We start from the raw sequence: 23014 nt of genomic DNA on the forward strand, positions 1-23014 counted from the left end.
TGGAAAGGAGTTATTTTTACTTGAGGAGTAAAAATGAAAAGTGTTTATGTTGGGTGTTTTGTTGGTATGCTTATATATTAACGAGAACCTGTGAATAATTTGTGACGAAAACCTTGGAAATTTGCTACGAATTACTTAAAAAATTTTAAATGTGTCTCACCCTAGTTAATCGATACAGCGATTATTTCTTTTTAGCATTTTGGATGGCTTTAAATAATGTTGAAAATTGTCCTTTGAAAGACATCACATCATCAAAGATATCAACACCATCATTTAACATTTTGACAGTAACCCAGCCAAGCGCTTCCGTAATTGCTACCGCAACTGAAGCATTGACCATGCCACCAGTCACAGTTCCGACAACAGGAATCACTTTTAGAATATTCCCGACTGCGCTCTTACCTAAACTAACCACTACTAATTCTTTGGTTAAACTTTTACCTAAGCTTTCAGACCAAGACTGACCAAAAATTTTATGCAGCCGTGACATCATAGTTAATTGAACAGGTACCAGTAAAAAAGCATCCGAAAACGGAATTGGCGAAAACCCAATAATTGCTGCTGACAATGCAGCAAAATGAATCGTTTGATGACTTTTCTTTTTCACGTCAGGTGAAACACCAGCCAAAAATTCATCAAATACTTTGTCGAGTTGTGTTTGACTGTTCGTCACTAATTGTTCTGCTTTACCTTTAGAAGTTGCGAAAGCATTCATTATGGCCGTAGACGTTTTTTGTGGAAATTTTTTCAAGACATCTTGAAAAAAAGAACGAAATTCTGGGTCTTCGATTTCTTCATTCAATTGCTTAGTTTCTTGTTCTGCTAATTCTTGTTTTTCAATCTCTTCAAAAAGTTCTTGTTTCTTTTTGTTTTTATGTTTTTTTCTTCTCATCTCATTAACTCCTTTATCTATCAATATGTAGAAACAAAGTATAGCATAGCCCCTGATTGATTCTCTTTTAGATGATTTGAAAAGCCAGAACTTATCTGTTTTTTAAACAAATAGAAATGTTCTAGCTTTTCTCAAAAAATCAGCTATTTTGTTTGTTCTTCACCGCAATAGACCGTCAAGTGTTTAGGCAAAATTTCCAGCGTAATTGGCAAAGCAGCTCCTTCATCACCATCCACATTAGTGGTTAATTCTTCTTGGTTTTCTAAGGAGATTGTTCCTTCTTTAAAGGTTAGGTAAACTAAATTATCAGTGGACTGGTCGACGCCTTTTAACAAATCTGGGACTGCTTTTACTGCATCCCATAATGATTGATCTTTTAAATAAACTAAATGAAGTTTGCCATCATCCACTTGGGCCTCTGGTAATAATGTTTCAAACCCACCGATTGAATTCGTTAAGCCAACTAAAACGGTACTACTTTCAATGGTTTGTTCTTTTTGATCCAAGCTTAAATGAAAAGGATACGTTTGAGCATTTGCTAAATGTTTGGCACCTGAAATAAAATAAGCGAGTTTTCCTAACTTCGTTTTTTGTTCAACGTCCACGTCGTTAATTGACTCTGGAATCGTCCCAATCGCAACGACATTCATAAAGTAGTCATCATTGATTTTCCCCACATCTAAAGCACTGGTTTTTTCTAAATCTAATTGTTGAATCGCTTCTTCAGGATCCATCGGTAAATTCAAGGCTCGCGCTAAATCGTTCACCGTTCCTAAAGGAAAAAAGCCAAATTTTGGGCGGTAAGCTTGTTCTGCCAACCCACTAATTCCTTCATTAACGGTTCCATCTCCCCCCATTACGAAAACACTGTCGAAGTGACTTTCCGCAGCTTCACGGGCAAATTGTTCTGCATCGCCGCCTTTTTCTGTTTGTTTCACTACAACTTCATCAAATAACTGCTTTAATTTTTCTTCTGCTAACGTTTCAAATTCTTTGGCTTTTTCACCACCAGAACTGGGGTTAACAATTAAAACTGCTTTTTTCAATGGCACCACTCCTCGTTGATATCTAAATCGTTTGATTCCTTACAATTATTATAAAAGATATTTTTGATTCTGGCGAAAAATATGCTGACACTTGCTTAACAAACAAGCATTCCTGCTCCTCACTACTTTTCAAAACGTTCTTTAAAGCAATAGGCAAAATAATAGAACAATTTCCAAAAATCTTGCCAAACTTTTGGATCCATCCCCGTCAATTCATGAATTCGTTTCAAGCGGTAATTCAATGTATTTCGATGGATATGTAATACTTGTGAGGTTTCATTGATGTTTAAGTTATGATTGGCGAAAAAAATAACGGTTTCATAGTATTCATCATAAATCGTCTGGATGGTTTCAAAAAAATCCAATTCAATATGAAAAGGAAAATTAAAAATTCCTTGAATGAAAAAATCTTCTGCTTGGTAAAACTTAGCCTTTTCTAATTGGAGAAACGATAGAAGTAAATACGTGTTTTGTGCCTCTTGGACCATTTGTTGAATCGTGGCTTTTTCCGAACTTATCACAAGGTATTCTGTTACTGGCTTTGTTATCTGAGGTGGTTCAGAAGTAATCACCAGATAACAATTTTCCCATTCAAATATTTCATGGCCAGGATAATAACTGGATAATAAGCGCTTGTCCTTGGTCAGTACACAATGATTCTGGTCATCTAATTGAAGGTTATATAGTTCCAACGCTTCAAATTTTAAGGCTTCTGAGTAAGCAGAATCAACATGCATTAAGTGCTGGATAAACTGATTTTTTTGTTTCTTCTTTTTTTCGCGTTCTTGTTGTGTATTTAATTCTTCTGTCAGTAAAAGAACAATCGAGCGCACAAGCTTGGTAAATTTGCGCACCTCGTCTGGTTCTCCTGAAATGCCTACGACACCTAAAATGTGATCATTCAAAATAATCGGTTCATTGGTGCCTTTTTTCTCTAAAGAAGTATCTTTATAAATTTCAATATTTTTTCGTTCATTGATGGCTCTTTCTGCACCACGATGGCGCTCCCCAATTCGAGCAGAATCTCCACTCGCAATAATTTTTCCTCGTTCATCCATAATATTGATGTTATAAGGAATATCTGCCATCAACTTTTCAACAATTTTATTTGCTTGGATTTTGTCTAATTTTAACATTGCTATCGCCAACTTTCTAAAAAGCGAGTAGCGTTTGGGACATAAGCCGCAATGACTTATGTCCCAAACGCTTAATTCTTCAGATCAACGACTGAACATTTTTATTTCAGCTTTCATTACTGATGATACCATGGTTAGTTCTTAGTCACAAGGCACCAGCTGTAATGTACGAGCAATATTTTCAACGGTTCTTTCTAAGTTAACTGGTCCATTTTTCAATGCTGCTTCCAATGGTTCAGCTTTGGCCAAAATTCCAAAAATAGCCGTCATCCCTTCTTCATAGAGGACATCCACATCTTTGCCGATATAGCCAGCACAAGCGAAAACCGGTTTTTGATACTTCTTGGCCAAACGTGAGACGCCATAAGGGGCTTTGCCGAATTTTGTTTGAAAATCCATCCCGCCTTCACCAGTAAAGACATAATCAGCGGCTTTTATTTTTTCTTCTAATTGATTCACTTCTACGACAATATCAATCCCTGGGCGTAACTGAGCTTTCGTGAATGCTAGTAACCCTGCACCCAAACCACCAGCAGCTCCTGCGCCTGGCATCATCTCAACATCAATGCCGATCTCTTTTTTGATGATCGCTGCATAATGGGCTAAGTTTTTATCTAATTGAGCCACCATTTCTTCTGTCGCACCTTTTTGCGGGCCAAAGACATGAGACGCCCCTGTTGGCCCTGTTAGTGGGTTATTCACATCACTTGCTACTAGAACTTCGGTAGCAAAAATACGTTGATCAAACTGTGTTAAATCGATCTGCGCCAGTTTATCTAATGCACCACCGCCACGTGTCAATTCTTGCCCTTCCTTGTCTAACAAACGCGCACCAAGTGCCTGAATCATACCTGCACCCCCATCATTTGTCACGCTACCACCAATGCCGATAATGATTTTTTTTGCCCCATGATTGAGCGCATGTTGAATCATTTCTCCTGTACCATAAGTAGAAGTGATCAAGGGATTACGTTCTGCTGCTTTGACCAATTCAATTCCGTTGGCTTTCGCCATTTCAATGACCACCGTTTCTTGGTCACCTAATAAGCCGTAATAGGTTTCAACGATTTGATCAGGAAGCGGTCCTGCCACACGCACTGGTACTCTTGTGCCTCCTGTTGCATCCACTAAGGAATCCACCGTTCCTTCCCCGCCGTCTGCCATCGGGACGTGTTGAATGTCTGCATCTTTAAATACAGCTAAAATCCCTTTTTCCATTGCCAGACAGGCTTCTTTTGCACTCATACTTTCTTTAAATGAGTCTGGAGCCAAAACAAATTTTTTTGTCATCTTTTCGCGCCTACTTTCCAACTAGTTTAAAATAAAGCCATATAAAATGGTTGCAACAATCGTCATTACCCCACCGACACACATTTCATAAGGAATCACTCGAATTCTTTCTTTAATCGTCATATTCATACTTTGTGCCGTAATATGGAAATAATTGCCTTGAGGAACACTATCAATCACAGTTGCCCCAGTATGCACCATGACTGCTGCTGAAAGTGAAGATGTGCCCATATCTAAAATCGCTGGTCCAAAAGAACCTGTCGCTAAAATAACCGCTGTGGATGTTGAACCAACTGCTAAGCCCATTAAAATACCAGAAATCGGTGCCAAGAAGGTTCCAGAAATTCCCATAACAGAAATTAAGTGGACAATTTGTGTTGATAAATCAGAAACAGAAATTAATCCAGCAATTGCACCTGCACCAATTAAAATTAAAACGGTATCGGTTACTCTCTTCAAGCCAGAAGATGCATAAAAGGCCAGTTGTTTTGTTTGCCCAATCGCAATTGTCCCAACAACTGAAGCGAACGGCAAAATATACAGAGCATCAATATTCAAACTTTTGATGAAAGAAATATTTAAAACGGCGCCAATCGGATTAAGTAATAATAAGACAATCGCTAACACTGGCGCGATCAACGCCTTTTTCAAAGGTAATAATTCTTTTGTTTGTTCCTCTACAAGATCCGTTTCTTTGACCATTGATCCTTTGCTTCTCATGATATTTGCAAGAACAACAGCTGTAATTAAACCAAATACGGCTGGAATAAAGCCAGCAATCATAACGTCACTTAGAGGTAAATCAAAGCCGTTCGCCGCTGCAATAGTATTTGGATTAGGCGAAATAATATTGCCCGCTTTGCCGCCACCTGATAAGGCAATCAATAATGATAACTTACTGATACCCGTACTTTTCCCAACAGATAGAGCAATCGGGGCAACAATCAACACTGCAACAGGAATGAATACGCCCACTGCTGTAATTACCATTGTGGATAATGCCAAAGATAAAATAGCTTTTTTCTCGCCAAGCTTTTGTACAATGGCGTTGGCAATTGATTCTGCCGCACCGGATTCCATCATCACACCCGCCAACATACCGGCTGCTAAAACACGGATTGCGGTTCCCATAATACTTTGTGTTCCGTTTAATAGAACAGCGACTGTATCTGACAGGGAAGCGCCTCCAATAAGACAACCAACAATTGCACCAAAAAACAAGGAATACACAGGATTAAATTTTTTCAAAATTAATACTATCGCTACAACTAATCCTAAAATTGCAGCAACCCAAGATATTGTAATATCTGGCATTCAAAATCAGCTCCTTAAATTGTTTACGCTTTCATTCTATCAAAGTCCTTTCTTTTTAAAATTGTAAATTTAACAGGATTTATTGTTCAAATGCACAAAAAAACTAGTTTAAACTTTTCCTCACAAATAAAAATTAGTACATGGTGAGGCGATCCTTGAATTAGAAAGTCAAAGTATTTATAACATCGTGGTTTAACGTTTTTTGTTTATTTGTTCGTATCTTTTTATGATTTATGTAACATAACTGTTGTTTATTCCTTATGTCAATGAGTATCCACTATTGTTGTTTTATCGATAACTAAGCTACATTACATGACTATTCGTATTTTTTAAAACTTGTCAATACATTGCTAGAAGCTTTGTATTAATGACGTGAGTTTTAAAAATGACACAACTAATTTTATCGATATTTTTAACTGAGCTCAGACACTTTTTTGAAAAAAATTGTTCAAATACCATTGCTTTCCTAAAGATTCATTTTGCATCCCAAATGAGCTGATTGGCTTTTTTTCTGGGATCTTCTATATTCAATTGCTCACCTAGAAACTCATATTTTACTCCTATTCAAGTGTACCAAAAACTACTTGAATTTGTTTTATATCCCTTACTGATCCATTGCTCTCACAAGCTTTTTTTATAATTTTCGAATGTCGTCGCTTCATAAATACTCTTTATGTTACGTTTTTTTATCCTTATTAAAATATAGTTGACTGTCTATAGAAGTAATAATAGCAATTTAGAGAATCTATTTACTTGTGTATTCATAGATATAATTGTTTTTGATAAATTAACCAACATTTCTTTACTCACATATGCCTTTATTTTCATACAAAGAATGACGCTTTCTCCCAAGCTACCGGTCTGGCCACAAACACCCAAAACACTTTTATTAAATATAATTTTTAATATGAGTATCCTACTTTATTAGTATTTTTGTCTACTTTTTGAATTTTATTAATAAATAAAATTTTTTCCATGTTCACTCATTATAGTTATTAAATCAACATTTTATTTTATTCCATCCTATGATAAAATGAAATAAAATATAATTAAGGAGTTATCAATGTGTTTTTAAAAAAATTTTCAATTAATAGGTCTGCTTTATTTTCAATCATTGGTATTTTGTTGGCAGCTGCCATTATTGTCTCAGCTCAGTTATTTCGTCATTCTATAATTTTAGGGACCGACAGCAACTTTTTTATGAATAAAGTTTATGAAAGCTACATGCAACAAAAAAATCATACCTATAACTATTTCCAAAGTCTTTACGGATTTCAACAATCTGGTCGAATTATTAATACGGTCTATGCACCTGACTTCACTTTCATCATGAGCTTATTATTAGCTTTTTCAAAGACTTGGTTTAGATTTCAAATTATTTCCAGCTTTCTTTGCTTTGCTCTCGCAGGATTATCAATGTTTACCTTAGCTCGTTACAATAAGATAACTTATAAGCTGGCAGTAGGCTTATCACTTTTCTACATGTCTACTAATGTTATTGCTTCCTTTAGCTTAATACAAACTTCTTCCAGCTGGGCTAGTGCTATTTTGCCATTGGTTTTTATTCCCGCTATAAAAATGATTAAAGATAAAGCTCAACCGATTCAACCTTTAATTTTAGCCATTCCGGTTGCACTAACTATGCACTTACACGTTTTTACTTCTTTACTTACAGTGCTAGCTTTGCTACCATTCTTTATTGTTGGTTTCATACTAACACCAAAGAAAGTCAGAATGCTTATTAATGCAATCTTGGCTGTTTTAATAACGATGCTATTAACCTCTCGTCTTTTGATTGGTATGTTAGAAGTTTTCTCAAGCAATCATTTGTTAAAGCCTTATCCTATTGAAAGAATGATGCCTTATACTACAAGTTTTACACTTGGTGTTCAAGATTGGGGATCGTTAGGGCTAATTTTTTCTTTGATTGCTACTTTCATGTTTGTTTTTACTATTTTTAATTGGAAAACCTTAGTATTGACTGAAAAAGTGATCAATCTTGTCGGTCTTTTTTTTCTACTTCTTTCATCAAGTTTGCTACCTTGGGATGACTTACCTACAATATTTAAGATGCTTCAAGGAATACAATTTCCATTACGTTTTGCTAGTATTTCTTATGTTCTCTTATTTTTAAGTTTTACACTTTATTTGCAAAGAATAACTTTAAAAGAAGAAAATAAATATACCAGTATAAGTGTAACTTATGTCACTGTTGCCGTTCTTTCTTGTTTGCTAATAAATCAAGCTCTTTTAACACAATCAGAGGCATGGCAATCAGCTACTCCTTTATCTAATGACACTACCTCTACACTCACAAAAATTAAAGATATGAATAAACTTAAACAAGCTTTTAATGGCAAACATGCCTTAGGTGATGGACTCGAGCTAGTAATCAAACCGCTTTCTGATTATTTGCCTACTCATAACAAAGAAGACATTGACATCATTGTCAGAAATAAACCTTATAATATTTATTGGAAAGAAGTAGCAAATAATGAAATTAAAGGTAAAAAACAAGTCACCCCTGAAGGGCAGCTACAATTTAATTGGATAAACGCTAGCAATAAAACAAGTCAAATGTTATTACCACTTACTGCTTATTCTAATAGTGAAGTATGGCTCAACGGTCAAAAATTAACAAAACAACAATATAAAACATCTGAAATTGGTAGCTTAATTGTGCCTGCCCAAGCTGGTAAAAATTCCTTAACCATTGGTTACAAACCCAGCCTAGCCTTTGTTATTGCATCATATATCCAAATCATAGCTTATATCTGTTTAGGAACTACTTTTATTTATTACTTTTTAAAAAAACATATTAAAGGTAACTAAAGAGAAACTGAGGCAAGTACTTTTTTCATTTATTTTATCAAGAAAAAGTATACAAAATAAGCCTCATAAATTAGAAATTTAAGTATGTTATAACTTATTAGGTAAGGATACATTCCTTATTGGCCGTTAGAGTCCGTGTATGAGTAATCATACGTACTTGAATGCCGTACCATCGAGTGGAGACATTTCAAGAGCTTGTTGATACAAGTGATGAGCGCAACCTTATGCTTTTTGGGCGAAGGTTGCGTTTTTAATTTGTAGTAATAACCCACTAGATGATTGGGGCTCGCTGCTTGTTACCGAATCATGTTCATAATAATAAAATACAAAATTCTTTCATATCTTCGGATTCCCATGTTTATCCATGTGTTCATTGACGGTATGTTTTCCATAGTGATATCTTCCGGTGTTGACACCGCCAGAAGCGTTTAGTTATTTGTGAGAAGAAAAACGCAAATGTCTCCTAATACACCAATAATGAGTCCTGCAGAGAGTTCATTAATTTCTAGAATACTTTCGAATTATTCTATTTGTTCGGCTGCTTCAACTAGCAGTTTAGCTAAGTGTTCTTTAGTTGTCAGTAATTGTTTCAATTGTTGGGACTAGTATACAACTTTTTGATTGGAGATTTTTTATCGGTATTTTTCTTTAAAAAATTTTTTTAATTTTGTTTGCCTCAATTCTTCTAAATAATCAGGATATAAACAAAAGTCAAATGATGATATTTTCTTAAAAAGTATCTATGCTTAGTCTTACATTGTAATGACACCCAAAAGTTAGACTTTCAGATTTAACTTTTAGGTGTCAACTTACATATATCAAACTTTTCAGTTAGAATTATCTAATAGAAAACATCAAAAAAGCGACATGTTCGTCGCTTTAGGTAAAATTTTGGAAAATAGCAATAAAAATAATAGTTTATTCCCCTGCATTTGTGTCAATTTAAAGTCATTCTTACTGAATTTACTCCCTATTTCCGATACATCTTAAACTCCAAGAACAGATCGTTATAAATTCCTAAGTATTCTTGACCTAAATCTTGGTAAACTTCTAAATGTTTGATGGTTTCATCATCTGGATAAAATTGTTTATCTTCGGCAACTTCTTTTGGTAATAGTTTTTTAGCTTCTTTATTTGGTGTGGAATAACCAATATATTCTGCATTTTGTGCTGCATTTTCTGGTCGTAACATAAAGTTCATAAATGCATAGGCGCCGTCTTTATTTTTGGCTGTCTTAGGCATCACAATGTTATCAAACCAGAGATTAGATCCTTCACTGGGAATCACATAATGTAGATGTTCATTGTTTTCTAGCATTTCAGCAGCTTCACCAGAGAAAGTTACAGCAACTGCACTTTCTTCATTAGCCATGTACATTTTGATTTCATCGGCAACAATTGCTTTGACATTGTTCGTTAATCGGTTTAACTTATCGGTAGCCTGACGTAATTGTTGGTCGTTTTTACTGTTTAACGAATAGCCTAAACTGTTCAAAGATAATCCTAACACTTCGCGAGCGCCATCAATCAGCATGACATTATTTTTTAATTCCGGGCGCCATAAATCATCCCAATGTTGGATCTGACGACCGTCAATAAATTTATCATTATAAATAATCCCCAACGTGCCCCAGAAATACGGAACGGAAAACTTATTTTTGGGATCAAAGGATTGATCTAAAAAGCGTGCATCAATGTTTTCTAAGCCTTTTAATTTGCTGTGATCAAGTGGTAAAAGCATCTTCGCTTTCATCATTTTTTGAATCATATATTCAGAAGGAATGGCAATATCATAGGCTGTGCCACCTTGCTGAATTTTTGTATACATGGCTTCATTAGAATCAAAGGTTTCGTAATTGACTTTATAACCTGTTTCTTTTTCAAATTTCTTAATCAAGGCCGGATCTATATAGTCCCCCCAATTGTAAATGGTCAAGGTATCTGCTCCTGCCATGCCACTTGCTTTCTCCAATTGGCGCACGCCAAAAAACAAGATGACAATAATAGCGATAATTCCAATAAAAAGTGACTGTAATTTTTTCATTTTAACTTGGCCACCTCACTTTGTTCCCGACGCATTTTCTTTAAACGTTTTGGCGTATTGTCTTTACTGATAAAGTAATAACCGACAACTAGAATCATTGAGAATAGGAATACTAACGCACTTAAGGCATTGATTTCTAAACTAATTCCCTGACGTGCTCGTGAATAAATTTCAACAGATAATGTTGAAAAACCATTGCCTGTCACAAAGAATGTTACGGCAAAATCGTCCAACGAATAAGTAAAGGCCATAAAGTAGCCAGCAATAATTCCTGGCGCTAAAAAAGGCAAAATAATATTTTTAATCACTTGAACATTATTGGCCCCTAAATCCCGTGCCGCATCTACCATAGAATCGTTCATCTCTTGTAGTTTTGGTAAAACCATTAAAACAACAATTGGAATACTAAAGGCAATATGCGACAATAACACACTTGTAAAACCTAAACTGATAAACCCTACTGCCGTGAAGAAAATTAAGAAACTGGCTCCAATAATAACATCTGGTGAAACGAGTAAAATGTTATTAAAGCTAAGCAACGTGTTCCGGTTTTTACGACGTTTTGTATAATAAATCCCCATCGCGCCAAATGTTCCAATGATGGTTGCTATTAAAGCCGATAAGAAAGCTAGCAAAAACGTATTCAGAACAATGGTTAACAAGCGTGTGTCTTCGAAAACGTTCCGATAATTATCTAACGTAAAACCAGTAAACTGATTCATCGTTTGCGTGTCGTTAAACGAATAAAAAATCAAATAAAAGATTGGTGCGTACAGTAGCGCAAAGACAACGAATAAATACACATAAGACCATTTAAACTTTTTCTTTTGCATTATTTGCCACGCCCTTTCTTCTTCTCACCCGTCAGCAACATCACAATAAACATGGCAACAATTAAAATCACACCAATTGTTGAACCCATGCCCCAGTTTTGCGTTACTAAGAAGTGTTCCTCAATCGCCGTTCCCAACGTAATCACCCGATTGCCGCCAATTAAACGCGTTAACATAAAGAGCGAGAGCGAAGGAATAAAGACAGCTTGAACGCCACTTTTCACACCGTTTAGGGAGAGAGGAAAAATGACACGGCGGAACGTCTCCGCACTGCTAGCTCCTAAGTCCCGACTAGCACTAATCAATGAAGGATTCATCTCTTCTAAAGCATTAAAAATCGGCATAATCATAAATGGAATTTCTATATACGTTGCGACAAATAAAAAACTGAAATCTGTAAACAGAATCTGGTGCGTACCCAAACCCATAAAACTCATAAACTGATTGATACTCCCATGAATACTGAAAATCCCAATAAAGGCATAAGCTTTTAATAATAAATTCACCCACGTTGGTAAAATAACGAGCATTAACCATAACTGTTTATGCTTGAGCTTTGTCAAAAAATAAGCCGTAGGATAACTTACCAATAACGTAAAAATGGTAATCAGAAAAGCATACCACACTGAATTAATGGTCATACTTAAATACGTTCCTGATGTAAAATACGTTTGGTAATTCGCCAAAGTAAACTGGCCATTCATATCGAAAAATGATTGATAAATAATCATTAGCACTGGCGCAATGACGAATAAAAGTAACCACATTACATAGGGAATCGAATAAATTCGACGCATTGTTTTCATTTTATTTTCCCCTTTCGTTTACTCGTCGTAACTTTCTAAACGGGCATCAAAGTCTTCTTCTGATTCATTGAAACGCATCACGTGAATATCTTCTGGCTCAAAAGAGAGCCCTACTTGAGCACCTTCTTTGGCTTTTCGAGTGGAATGCACCATCCATTCGTTTCCTTGTTCATCAAAACAAATAATTTCATAATGAACGCCGCGGAATAACTGTGTACCCACCGTTACGGTTAGCTTGCCTTTTTCAAGCGTGGTAATCGTTAAATCTTCTGGACGTAAAACGACTTCTACAGGTTCATTTTTCCGCATGCCACCATCGACACATTCAAACTTTTTGCCCACAAATGAAACTAAATTATCTTCCAGCATCACACCGTCCACAATATTACTTTCCCCCACAAAGTCAGCAACAAAGTGATTAATCGGTTCATCATAAATATCGACTGGTGTGCCACTTTGCACGATATGACCTTTATTCATGACAAAAATTTCATCACTCATCGCTAATGCTTCTTCTTGATCATGGGTCACAAAAATAAAAGTAATTCCTAAACGTTGTTGTAAATCACGTAGTTCATATTGCATCGCTGTGCGTAATTTCAAATCTAAAGCGGATAACGGCTCATCTAAAAGCAATACTTTTGGCTCATTGACAATCGCTCGTGCAATTGCGACCCGCTGACGCTGGCCCCCAGACATTTCACTAATTTCACGTGTTTCGTAGCCCGGTAATTGAACCAAACGTAATGCCTCTTTCACTTTTTTTTCAATTTCTGCTTTGGATAGTTTTTTGATTTTTAAACCAAACGCAACATTATCAAAAACATTCATGTGAGGAAACAAAGCATAATCCTGAAACACGGTATTGACTTGGCGTTTATTGGCAGGTACATCATTTATTCTTTTACCATCAAAATAAACATCGCCAGAAGTCACGTCATTGAATCCCGCAATAATACGCAAAATCGTTGTTTTGCCACATCCTGAAGGTCCTAATAACGTATAAAATTTTCCTTCTTCAATTTCAAAGCTGACATTTTTTAATACTGGTTCATCGTCAAATTGTTTGACAACATTTTCAAATGAAATCACATGGTTTCTCACTGGATAAACTCCTCCATTTCGTCCTTTATAAATACGATTCTGTCGCCACAATTAACGCACGACTTTTTCCTCGACCATTGTTGCTAATTTGGTGAGGTTCTGTTGCTTGGTAATACATGGTTTGACCTTTTTTAGCAATATACGTGGCTTCCCCTAATGTCAAACGAATGGAGCCATCAATCACATAAATAAATGTTTCCGATAGAGAAGGTTCAAACGTTTTATATTCGCCATTTTTATCAAAAGTAATAATGACAGGTTCCATTTCTTTTTCATTTGAGGCTGGAATTAACCATTTTAGTTCATAGCCATGTTCTTCATCATAATAGAGGGTACTTTCTTCTTCATTGTAGACAATTTTCTGTTCAAGCGGTTGCTGACTAAAAAACTGCTCTGGCGTCACGCCTAGTACTTCTAAAATTGAGAAAAATGTTTCCATTGATGGTGAGCTTAAATCCCGCTCCAATTGGGAAATATAGCCTTTGGATAAATCCGTTCTTTCGCCTAATTCTTCTTGTGTTAAATTTTTCTGAATGCGTAAATTTCTCAACTTCTCACCAATTTCCATGGCACACCTCGTTTCTATTTTCAGCTAATCTTTACAACAAAAGTTTTGTAATACTAAACTTACAGTTTAGTTTTACCTTTTTTAGTATACGAACTTTTTGAAAAATTTCAACCATTTTTCTTTATTTTTCTAGTCTAATTGTCACACAATCTTTCTTTTCTGTATAACTTACTGTTTATAAGAAGAAAAATGATACGAAAAAATCAGAATATGATAAAATAAGACGAGTTGCTTTTTTACATAATTGGAAGGAGAGTTTTTATATGAATTCATTTCAAGCATTTACGTTAAGAGAACAAGATACATCTGTTATTGGTCAACTAGAAACCATTACTTTAGACGATTTATCAGAAGGCACTGTAGTAATCAAAGCAGCCTACTCCTCAGTTAACTTTAAAGACTCTTTAGCTTCAAAAAAAGACGGCGGTGTGATTCGCAATTATCCAATGATTCCAGGAATTGATGTCAGTGGCACTGTTGTCACATCGGAAGATCCTCGTTTCAAAGAAGGCGATAAAGTGATCGTAACAGGCTATCAATTAGGGGTTAGTCATACTGGTGGTTATTCTGAATATGTGCGTGTTCCTGGCGATTGGGTAGTTCCACTTCCTGAAAAAATGAGTCTCAAAGAAGCAATGATTTTCGGAACTGCTGGCTTTACGGCCGGATTATCTGTCACAGCTTTAGAAGACGATGGCTTACGCGACGACAAAGAAGCCCCCATTATTGTAACTGGTGCGACAGGCGGTGTTGCGACATTGTCTATTGCGATGTTGCATCAATTAGGCTACACTTCAATCACTGCATTAACTAGAAAGCCAGATTCTTTTGAGCTTTTAAAAGAGTTAGGTGTTAGTGAATGCTTATTAGTAGAAGATTTCTTAGCAACTCCTGTTAAAGCATTGATGAAACAGCGTTTTGCTTTTGCAATTGATACCACTGGTGGGGAAATTACTTCTGCTGTTTTACCACAACTTCGTTATGATGGCCGTTCAGCCATTTGTGGCCGCGCTGCTGGAATTACATTAGAGACAACCGTTTTACCCTTTATTTTACGGGGCGTTCATTTATTGGGCATTGATTCGGTTAATGTTGGTATGGACAAACGAAAAATAGTCTGGCAACGTCTTGCCACTGATTTAGACATCACTGAAAAAGCTGTGTATCAAGAGATTACTTTAGAAGAACTTCCCCCTGTTTTTGAAGCATTACAAGCAGGCCAACATATTGGACGGACCATTGTCCGAATTTCTTAAGGAGGCGTTTTGATTATGGATGTTTTAGTTACTGCTGGTGGAACGTCAGAACCGATTGATAATGTTCGTTCGATTACCAATCATTCTTCTGGCGGACTAGGAAAAGCAATTGCTGAAAGTTTTTTAGCTGCTGGACACACCGTAACCTACGTAACAACCAAACATGCATTACGTCCAACCCAACAATTGGACTTATCAATTAAAGAAATAGAAACAACGGTTGAATTAGCCACTACGTTAGAACAACTCTTTGCTGAAAAGCAATTTGATGCGATTGTTCACGCAATGGCAGTCAGTGATTTTACGACGGAAACCGCGCAAACGGAAGAACAATTTATTGATTCTTTTGCGCAACAATTAAGCGAACAAACATTGCCAAAGACCAAAGAAGCCTTGGCAACTATCGTTCAAAACACATTGAATCAGATTGCTGATATTCCTCAAACAGCAACAAAAATTTCATCTGATACGGACCGATTATTAATTTTTCTAAAGAAAAATCCTAAAGTCATCCAAATGATTCGTGACAAGCAACCCCAAACTGTTTTAGTGGGCTTTAAATTACTTGTCGACGTTTCACAAGCAGAACTTGTCCAGGTTGCACAAGCCGCTTTGGTTAAAAATCGGTGTGACTTTGTCTTAGCCAATGACTTAATGAACGTTCATGAAACAGAACACGAAGGATTATTAATTAACGAAACGGGCATTGTCCAAGAAGCTTGTTCAAAACAAGGGATTGGTTCAATGATCGTTAAAAATGTTGAAAAGAAATGGAGAGAACAACAATGAAAACTATTTTATTAGGCGTCTCTGGCAGCATTTCTGCATATAAAGCAGCAGATATTACAAGTCAACTAGCTAAGCTTGGCTACAATGTGGAAATTTTAATGACTAAAAGCAGCACAGCGTTCATCACTCCGCTGACGTTACAATCACTTTCTAAGAATCCAGTGCATACGGATGTCATGATGGAAATTGATCCCAGTAAAATTAATCACATTGAGTTAGCTAAAAAAGCGGATTTATTTTTAGTAGCACCTGCTTCGGCCAATACAATTGGGAAATTAGCCCATGGGATTGCCGACGACTTATTATCAACAGTTGCTTTGGCACTTTATCCTGAAACACCAAAAATTATTGCGCCCGCGATGAATACGTATATGTACCAAAACCCCATTGTCCAACGAAATATTGGCATTTTAAAAGAAGTCGGCTATCAAGAAATAATCCCACGTGAAGCTCTATTAGCTTGTGGCGATTATGGTCGTGGCGCACTTGCCACTGTTGAAGATATCCTTCAAACAGTGATGAAAATTTTAGCATCTGATAACAAGGAGTAATTTATGAATAACACGAAAAAATTTACGTTAACAGCAATGTTCTTAGCTATCTTACTTTTACTGGCTTTAACCCCGCTAGGATTTATCACATTAGGTCCTTTAAATTCGACCACGATGCATATTCCTGTAATTATTGGTTCCATTGTTTTAGGGCCAAAAATCGGTAGTATGTTGGGCGGCACGTTTGGGATCATTAGCTTAATTAAAAATACGACAGCACCAACACCTTTGTCGTTTGTTTTTTCTCCATTTATTCCTGTGATCGGTACCGATCATGGTAGTTGGAAGGCACTTTTAATTGTGCTCATTCCGCGGATTTTAATTGGGGTCGTTCCTTATTTCGCTTACAAATGGCTAAATAAATTAACGAAGGAAAAAGCGCAACCTGTCTCCTTATTTGTGGCTGGTGTTTTAGGCTCAGCAACGAATACCATTTTAGTCATGAACATGATTTATTTTCTTTTTAATTCAGCTTATGCTGAAATTATTGGTAAAGCTGGAACTGCTGTTTACCTAGCTATTATTGCGACGATTTTCAGTTCTGGTGTGCCAGAAGCTCTTGTTGCTGGTGTAGCTGCTTCAGCAATTGCTAGCGTTTTGCTTCGCTTAATGAAACGGAATGCAACACAAAAACTATAGAAAAAAACACATGGACTAAAAATCAAGTTTGATTTTTAGTCCATGTGTTTTTTATTTATTTTTTTTGTTTTCGTAATTTATAGGCATATTCACTGGCTTTAAATAATAATTTATTAACCGGTAAATCGAATTCCCCAATAAATTCATTAATCGTTGGGTTGAAGTTCGCTTTAAACTTAATTAAGCCATCATTTAAACTACCTTCTAAGCCGCCCATATTACAGCTTTCGCAGCCACGGTTAAAACATTCTTGAATGGCATCTCGCCAAGTCACATATGTTGGCATGTAGCGTTTATAACGATCATCTAAGCCAGCATAAAGGATTTCACTTGTTGGACCAAATGTCACAGCCAAGGCGCCAGCAACCGTGACGATTTCACCAGCTTCTGCGATATTTTCTTCTAATTCTTTTAGTTCCCGAGTCAAGGAAGCATCTAATTCTTCTAAATTATGGCGCTTTTTCACTTGATTTTCTTTCAAATTACTCAAGTCTTTTTGATTTTTGTCATAGCGTTGTCGCGTGCTATCTAAGCGTTCCTTTAAATTGACTTGCGCCAGCATAATAAAGGAGTCTTCTGGGTAAATGTTCAACAGCTTCTTAAAGTAATCACTATTCCGCAAAGAAATATGTTGGCGTTCCATGGTTGATTGAATGACTTTTTCAAATTCATCAACAAAGTCAACATGCCCTTGCTGCACAACGACCCCTTTTTTTTCAGCTGTTTTAATCATTTTCTTGGTGCTTTTTGACAATTGTTCCTCACTAAAATCTTTACGATAAATATTCGCTTGGAAGCGGGGCTGGATGGTGGCCCCCATATCCATTGTCAGTCCTTGATATTTGGCCCCTGCTTTTTTCAAGGTCTCAATAATAGCTGTCGCTTCAGCATGCGGTTGATGTTCTTCTCCCAAATGAAAATCTTGATAGTGAACCGCTGGATCCATTTTTATAAATAAAGCTCGTTTTTTCTTGCCAAATTTTTTCAATTCAGCCATAAAGTAGCTGACCAAACGTTCATTTGTATAGTCCATTACTGGACCTCTTGGTGTATATAACATCGTAAAACCGGCTGGTAATGGTTTGATTAAAACTAAACTTGATGCGACTAATGTATCCTTTTCATAAACCCCAACAATTTCAGAACCCCAGTTATCCTTGACTTTTGCCCATGAAGATGACTGTAGTAAATTACATAATGGGTGGTTTTTAACAAATGTATCGTGTACTTCTGCCGGAATACCGATTTTAAATGTGTACATGTTCAAACTCCTCTGCTGTGACTTTCCAATAGTCCGTTTATCTTACACTATCATAGTGTATTCCAACAGACTAGTAAAGTTTTACATGAAAATTTTTAGAAAAAATGTAGATCTTATTCTTTATGTAAAAAAGACGAGGTAGAAACAGTTCATTCTATCACTTAGTTCACTAATAGCAACGACACTTTTCTTCACTGCCATTCAAAGGATGAATCATTTCTATCCACATCTTTTCAATTAAATACGTGTTTCAAATTTTAATGACTTGTTGATAAAATACATGATTGGTGCTGAAATCGTCATAATAATCGCTTCACTTAATGCTAACCAACCATAAGTTGTCCAAAATGCTTGACCGCCACTTGGTACTAGCATAAAGGCAATAAAAAACATACTTACAGTGAAAAATAGACTATTTAGACACATTCTAACAGGAATACTTGGTACCTTTTTTTGTAAAAAAGCTGTTAAGCTCAACGCAAATAATGTTTGCGCTCCACCAAACAGAGCATCCATTACACCGAAACCAAAAAATAAGTTAAAAAAGATAACGCCGCCTAAAACACCCCACATCAATTTGCGATTGAAAACGACTAGGTGATTCAAACTTTCTGAAATTCTAAATTGAATCATACCAGAAGAAACTGGCCGAACCAATAAAGAGAGGACAATATATAAGCCCATAATGATACCATTGGCTAAGACTGTTCTTAGCTTTCGATTGGCTTGAAACGAATTTTGCATACTTTTTCCTTCTTTCTCCGAGTTTTTTTACAAGGGATGGTTGATGAACCTTGGTTACAATTGCAACAGTTCACATTCTAATATGGAAAGTCAAAATAGTCAATGAAAGCCCTGTTTTACTTTGCACTTATTTGCAGTTTTCACCTCTCATGCATTGTTTCGTGCCTTTTTCTAGTCATTTTTTACTTTTTTAAGCAATCTTTATTCGCAGAAGTTCCTCCCTCTGGTATAATGGACAATAGCGATTCAAAGGAGGAGCTCAATGAACATTCACTACTATCTTATTATCAACGAGCAGGCAAGTAGCGGCAATGGCCGAAAAGTCGCTAGAAAAGTGATTCAACAACTCAAGCAACAAGAACTTAAATATACGGCTCTTTACACTGATTACGCTGGACATGAAAAAGAATTGACGAAGGAACTTGCAGAAACAACTTTACTTCCTTGGTCTGAAGACTTAGACGTTTCAACTTTTCCAATCCTAGTCGTGCTAGGCGGCGATGGCACCCTACATAATGTCATTAATTCATTACTTCCATATGATTCAGCTATTCCTTTAAGCTATATTCCATGCGGCTCTGGAAATGATTTTGCACGAGGGGTGGGATTATCAAGAAATATTGATAAAGCATTGCATCAAATCCTGCGCACCAGACGACCAAAAGAAATTCAAACAATTCATTATGTAGAAGCCAACCAAGAAGAAATCGGCTTAGCCACCAATAATGTTGGCTTAGGGTTGGATGCGGCAATCGTGGAAAAAACCAACGAATCGTCATCAAAAAAAGCCTTAAATAAATTTAAGCTTGGCTCGCTTTCCTATATTTCTTCAATCATTCATGTCTTTTTTAAACAAAAAGGTTTTCCAATTTTAGTTGAAATGAATGGTAAACAATACACATTTAATCGTGCTTTCCTATGTACGGTCACAAATCATCCTTATTTTGGCGGGGGCGTATCAATTATGCCGACGGCCAATCCTCGCAAAGCAGTCGTGGACTTAGTTGTCGTGGAACGAATCAATATTTTTAAAATTTTGTGGCTTATTTTCCTATTGCTTCGCCAAAAACAAGGGAAATCTAAACATTTTCATCATTTTCAATCAAGTAAAATTCGAATTGTTTCGACGATTCCACAAACCATTCACGCAGATGGCGAGATTTTAGGCAAACGAAGTATTGATATGGTTTATACCACACAAAAACGTTTGTTTTGGTTTTAACTGAGTCCCTTAAGGTTGAAAAAGAGTGCCATAAGTCAAAACGACTTATGGCACTCTTTCCTTTTCTCACATAAATTGATAAGGCGTCGTATCCTTCATTCCAATCATTGGATCAACAGCATTTGTTTGAATAATTTCGACTGTTAGTCGTGGTTCTTTTGGTAATGATTCTTCGACAACTTTTGTCGCTTTATTTGCTGTTTCTGGGGTTGACTCTTCCCCTTCATCAGCAAATAGTGAAACTTCTTGTACCGTTGTGTCAACTAATTGCTCGTCTGTTTCTTTGATCTGATCGGCTTTCGTTGATTGCTGTTCAGTTTCATAAGAGACAGCTTTTGTTTCCTTTTCAGTAAATGGATGGTCTGCCGTTAAACCTTCTTCATAGGCTTCTAACTGAGTTCTAGTCGTTAAGGTCATTTGTTCTGCGTTCACGATTCGTTCTTTTAGCATCGTCATGCGACTAGCCGATTCGTTTTTGACACATGTTTCAAAAGCAGAAACCTCACCTAGTAGAATTAATAATTCTTTACTACGTGTCACTGCTGTATACAGCAAATTTCGTTGCAGCATTCGGCTATACTGATGAACCATTGGCAGTAACACCATGCGGAATTCACTACCTTGCGCTTTATGAATCGAACAACAATACGATAGCGTAATTTTATTCCATTCATTTCTTTTATACGTTACTTCATTATTATCAAACTGTAAAACCAACTCGTCCACTTTGTCCTCTGAGTCTTTGGCTAAAGTAATTCCGACGACTTCTCCCATATCTCCATTGAACACATTTAATTCTGGCGTATTGACTAGTTGCAAAACTTTGTCCCCGATCCGATAGACGGTGTCATTCCATTTGACTTCTTTTTTCTTACCATCATTTGGATTGAAGATTTCTTGCATCATCTTATTCAAGGCATCAATGCCGGCTGCGCCACGATACATTGGCGCTAAAACTTGGATATCTTGTGGCGTAAACCCTTTTGCTTTTGCCTTTGTGACGATTTGTCGAATGTATTCTTCGATATGACCAATATCACTTGCAAAAAACGAGCGATCCTTTTGATTTTTTTGAAAATCAATAGGCAACTTTCCTTCTTTAATTTCATGGGCAAGAGGAATAATACTTGAACCGTCTCCTTGACGATAAATTTCGTTTAGCTCACATTTGGGAATTTCGTTAATTTGCAATAAGTCATGTAAGACTTGACCTGGACCGACAGACGGTAGCTGATCCTTATCACCAACAAAAATCACTTGCATGTTTGTCGGAATAGCTTTTAATAATGTATTGGCTAACCAAGTATCCACCATTGACATTTCATCTACAATTAGCAAACCACCTTCTAATTCTTTGGCGGTTAAACTCGGATTTTTTTCACGACCTGTCAAGCCTAACAAACGGTGGATGGTACTTGCAGGTAAACCTGTCGTTTCGTTCATACGTTTCGCTGCTCGCCCAGTTGGCGCCGCTAGCAAGATTGGAAACATCTCCTGCGTATAGTCTTTGAGATCTAATGAAAGACCATTTAGTTCCGCAAACAACGAGACAATCCCATTAATAACAGTTGTTTTCCCTGTTCCGGGCCCTCCAGTTAAAATAAATAACGGTGATTTAATCGCTTCTTCAATCGCTGCTTGTTGCGAGTCGCCATACTGAATATTTAAACGTTTCTCAATCATTCGGATATTTTTTTGGACTTCTTCTTCCTCATAATGAATTTCTTTTTTACGAGAAAGTAAACGCTGAATCGAAGTACCAATGCCCCATTCAGAAAAATAGAGACTGTTCTCAAAAAGTTTAGTCTCTTCTTGTTGGATTTTTCCATGTTCGACTAACGTAATGATTTCATTGGCCACTTGATCAGGTGAGATTTCCACTGGGCGACTTGCTTCCAAGGTCCGAATCGCTTCTTCTAACAAAACATCTGCTTGAACATACGTATTGCCTGAGCGAATGGAGTGCTCAAACACTTCATGTAAAATCGCCGCTCGAATTCGAACAGCAGAATCCGCCTGAATGCCGATTTGTTCAGCAATATTGTCCGCTCGTTTAAATCCGACTCCCTCAATATCTTCAACTAACTGATAAGGATTTTCTTGAATCACAGAAAGGGTTTCTTCTTGATAAGTTTGATAAATTGAAAAAGCTAACTGACTACCAAAGCCGTATCGATTTAGTCCCACAATCACTTGCTCCATCCCGTGATTCAAGCGAATTGTTTCGACGATTACTTGACGTTTTTTTTCATTTAAAACAGTAACTTCTTCCAAAACACTCGGGTCATCAATAATTCGGTCAATCGCACTTTCCCCTAATACTTCAACAATTTTTTCAGCTGTTCGTTTACCAATGCCAGGAAATTTGTCACTTGATAAATAGTTAACCACCCCACTAGCCGAAGTCGGTCTTTCTTGCTGATAACTATCCACCTGAAACTGTCTGCCATAACGAGGATGGTCCACAAAATGACCAAAGAAACGATAGGGTTCCTCTTCTTGAACTTGGCCAAAACTTCCAGTTACTACAATTTCTTTTTCTAAATAATCTGTATTTGTATCGGTCACATTTACAAGAACGACTTTATAAAAATTACTGGGATTTTCAAAAAAGATTGCTTGTACAGTCCCAACAATAAAGGCTTTTTCTTCGTCCTCACCAAAAAGTGTTACCACTACAAGCCCTC

19 protein-coding genes are annotated in these 23014 nt (G+C 36.6%); 6 read left to right on the top strand and 13 right to left on the bottom strand.

The features are described 5' to 3' along the window. Nucleotides 1-181: 181 nt before the first annotated feature. From IGJ03_RS09720 to IGJ03_RS09740, 5 genes are all read right to left on the bottom strand, one after another. Nucleotides 182-916, bottom strand: a complete 735-nt coding sequence (locus tag IGJ03_RS09720; RefSeq protein WP_002384134.1) for a YcjF family protein — start codon at nt 914-916, stop codon at nt 182-184. Between the two features lie 119 nt (nt 917-1035). Next, complete coding sequence (locus IGJ03_RS09725) at nt 1036-1938, bottom strand: diacylglycerol/lipid kinase family protein (RefSeq protein WP_010713166.1); 903 nt, start codon at nt 1936-1938, stop codon at nt 1036-1038. Nucleotides 1939-2060: 122 nt separating this feature from the next. After that, the gene (locus IGJ03_RS09730; RefSeq protein ID WP_002374210.1) at nt 2061-3074 is read right to left on the bottom strand and encodes a CdaR family transcriptional regulator; all 1014 of its coding nucleotides are present in this window, start codon (nt 3072-3074) and stop codon (nt 2061-2063) included. A gap of 141 nt (nt 3075-3215) precedes the next feature. Then, a complete protein-coding gene (locus tag IGJ03_RS09735) occupies nt 3216-4364 on the bottom strand; it encodes a glycerate kinase (RefSeq protein WP_002367172.1) in 1149 nt (382 codons plus the stop codon). Between the two features lie 21 nt (nt 4365-4385). Further along, nucleotides 4386-5678: a GntP family permease gene (locus tag IGJ03_RS09740; RefSeq protein ID WP_002359581.1), complete on the bottom strand. Its 1293-nt coding sequence runs from the start codon at nt 5676-5678 to the stop codon at nt 4386-4388. A gap of 1065 nt (nt 5679-6743) precedes the next feature. Between IGJ03_RS09740 and IGJ03_RS09745 the strand changes: the two genes are divergently transcribed. After that, complete coding sequence (locus IGJ03_RS09745; RefSeq protein WP_425135937.1) at nt 6744-8510, top strand: cell division protein; 1767 nt, start codon at nt 6744-6746, stop codon at nt 8508-8510. Nucleotides 8511-9480: 970 nt separating this feature from the next. Here the strand turns inward: IGJ03_RS09745 and IGJ03_RS09750 are convergent. The 5 genes from IGJ03_RS09750 to IGJ03_RS09770 are packed head-to-tail and all read right to left on the bottom strand — an operon-like array spanning nt 9481 to nt 13865. Beyond that, a complete protein-coding gene (locus IGJ03_RS09750; RefSeq protein WP_002359578.1) occupies nt 9481-10554 on the bottom strand; it encodes an ABC transporter substrate-binding protein in 1074 nt (357 codons plus the stop codon). Beyond that, the gene (locus tag IGJ03_RS09755) at nt 10551-11387 is read right to left on the bottom strand and encodes an ABC transporter permease (protein WP_002356512.1); all 837 of its coding nucleotides are present in this window, start codon (nt 11385-11387) and stop codon (nt 10551-10553) included. Before IGJ03_RS09755 ends, IGJ03_RS09750 begins: the two co-directional genes overlap by 4 nt. After that, on the bottom strand, nt 11387-12193 hold the full coding sequence (locus IGJ03_RS09760; RefSeq protein WP_002356510.1) for an ABC transporter permease: 807 nt from the start codon (nt 12191-12193) through the stop codon (nt 11387-11389). Before IGJ03_RS09760 ends, IGJ03_RS09755 begins: the two co-directional genes overlap by 1 nt. Before the next feature lie 18 nt (nt 12194-12211). After that, a complete protein-coding gene (locus IGJ03_RS09765; RefSeq protein WP_425135938.1) occupies nt 12212-13297 on the bottom strand; it encodes an ABC transporter ATP-binding protein in 1086 nt (361 codons plus the stop codon). A 25-nt stretch (nt 13298-13322) separates the two neighbouring features. Beyond that, entirely contained in the window at nt 13323-13865 is a 543-nt protein-coding gene (locus IGJ03_RS09770; RefSeq protein WP_002356507.1) for a helix-turn-helix domain-containing protein, read from the bottom strand. A gap of 263 nt (nt 13866-14128) precedes the next feature. Here IGJ03_RS09770 and IGJ03_RS09775 point away from each other — a divergent pair, with 263 nt between their 5' ends. Genes IGJ03_RS09775 through IGJ03_RS09790 form a run of 4 tightly spaced genes read left to right on the top strand, consistent with a single transcriptional unit; the run spans nt 14129 to nt 17100 of the window. Then, nucleotides 14129-15121, top strand: coding sequence for a YhdH/YhfP family quinone oxidoreductase (locus tag IGJ03_RS09775; RefSeq protein ID WP_002356506.1), 993 nt, complete (start codon nt 14129-14131; stop codon nt 15119-15121). A gap of 15 nt (nt 15122-15136) precedes the next feature. Next, nucleotides 15137-15910: a phosphopantothenate--cysteine ligase gene (gene coaB, locus IGJ03_RS09780; protein WP_131639103.1), complete on the top strand. Its 774-nt coding sequence runs from the start codon at nt 15137-15139 to the stop codon at nt 15908-15910. Continuing rightward, complete coding sequence (coaC, locus tag IGJ03_RS09785) at nt 15907-16461, top strand: phosphopantothenoylcysteine decarboxylase (protein WP_002359573.1); 555 nt, start codon at nt 15907-15909, stop codon at nt 16459-16461. The genes coaB and coaC overlap by 4 nt, the downstream gene beginning before the upstream one ends. A gap of 3 nt (nt 16462-16464) precedes the next feature. Further along, on the top strand, nt 16465-17100 hold the full coding sequence (locus IGJ03_RS09790; protein ID WP_002356501.1) for an ECF transporter S component: 636 nt from the start codon (nt 16465-16467) through the stop codon (nt 17098-17100). A 55-nt stretch (nt 17101-17155) separates the two neighbouring features. Here IGJ03_RS09790 and IGJ03_RS09795 read toward each other — a convergent pair whose 3' ends face one another. Together IGJ03_RS09795 and IGJ03_RS09800 are read right to left on the bottom strand one after the other, a co-directional pair. After that, nucleotides 17156-18361 (bottom strand): aminoacyltransferase, encoded by a 1206-nt coding sequence (locus IGJ03_RS09795; protein WP_010824834.1) that lies wholly within the window; start codon nt 18359-18361, stop codon nt 17156-17158. A 237-nt stretch (nt 18362-18598) separates the two neighbouring features. Further along, entirely contained in the window at nt 18599-19105 is a 507-nt protein-coding gene (locus IGJ03_RS09800; protein WP_002356499.1) for a QueT transporter family protein, read from the bottom strand. A 262-nt stretch (nt 19106-19367) separates the two neighbouring features. On the opposite strand from IGJ03_RS09800, the gene IGJ03_RS09805 reads away from it, so the two are divergent. Continuing rightward, entirely contained in the window at nt 19368-20327 is a 960-nt protein-coding gene (locus tag IGJ03_RS09805) for a diacylglycerol/lipid kinase family protein (protein ID WP_002356498.1), read from the top strand. A gap of 66 nt (nt 20328-20393) precedes the next feature. Here the strand turns inward: IGJ03_RS09805 and recD2 are convergent, their stop codons facing one another. Beyond that, nucleotides 20394-23003 carry an SF1B family DNA helicase RecD2 gene (recD2, locus tag IGJ03_RS09810; protein ID WP_429861507.1) on the bottom strand — a complete coding sequence of 870 codons (2610 nt, stop codon included), beginning with the start codon at nt 23001-23003 and terminating at the stop codon, nt 20394-20396. Between the last annotated feature and the right edge of the window lie 11 nt (nt 23004-23014).

Origin of the sequence: Enterococcus sp. DIV1315a (assembly GCF_051712325.1) — a bacterium.
Lineage (GTDB): Bacteria > Bacillota > Bacilli > Lactobacillales > Enterococcaceae > Enterococcus > Enterococcus faecalis.

Coding starts and splice junctions, on each gene's coding strand:
- coaB (WP_131639103.1), top strand. CDS start 15,137: ATGGATGTTTTAGTTACTGCTGGTGGAACGTCAGAACCGATTGATAAT.
- IGJ03_RS09760 (WP_002356510.1), bottom strand. CDS start 12,193: ATGAAAACAATGCGTCGAATTTATTCGATTCCCTATGTAATGTGGTTA.
- IGJ03_RS09775 (WP_002356506.1), top strand. CDS start 14,129: ATGAATTCATTTCAAGCATTTACGTTAAGAGAACAAGATACATCTGTT.
- IGJ03_RS09790 (WP_002356501.1), top strand. CDS start 16,465: ATGAATAACACGAAAAAATTTACGTTAACAGCAATGTTCTTAGCTATC.
- IGJ03_RS09740 (WP_002359581.1), bottom strand. CDS start 5,678: ATGCCAGATATTACAATATCTTGGGTTGCTGCAATTTTAGGATTAGTT.
- coaC (WP_002359573.1), top strand. CDS start 15,907: ATGAAAACTATTTTATTAGGCGTCTCTGGCAGCATTTCTGCATATAAA.
- IGJ03_RS09735 (WP_002367172.1), bottom strand. CDS start 4,364: ATGACAAAAAAATTTGTTTTGGCTCCAGACTCATTTAAAGAAAGTATG.
- IGJ03_RS09800 (WP_002356499.1), bottom strand. CDS start 19,105: ATGCAAAATTCGTTTCAAGCCAATCGAAAGCTAAGAACAGTCTTAGCC.
- IGJ03_RS09770 (WP_002356507.1), bottom strand. CDS start 13,865: ATGGAAATTGGTGAGAAGTTGAGAAATTTACGCATTCAGAAAAATTTA.
- IGJ03_RS09795 (WP_010824834.1), bottom strand. CDS start 18,361: ATGTACACATTTAAAATCGGTATTCCGGCAGAAGTACACGATACATTT.
- IGJ03_RS09805 (WP_002356498.1), top strand. CDS start 19,368: ATGAACATTCACTACTATCTTATTATCAACGAGCAGGCAAGTAGCGGC.
- IGJ03_RS09755 (WP_002356512.1), bottom strand. CDS start 11,387: ATGCAAAAGAAAAAGTTTAAATGGTCTTATGTGTATTTATTCGTTGTC.
- IGJ03_RS09730 (WP_002374210.1), bottom strand. CDS start 3,074: ATGTTAAAATTAGACAAAATCCAAGCAAATAAAATTGTTGAAAAGTTG.
- IGJ03_RS09750 (WP_002359578.1), bottom strand. CDS start 10,554: ATGAAAAAATTACAGTCACTTTTTATTGGAATTATCGCTATTATTGTC.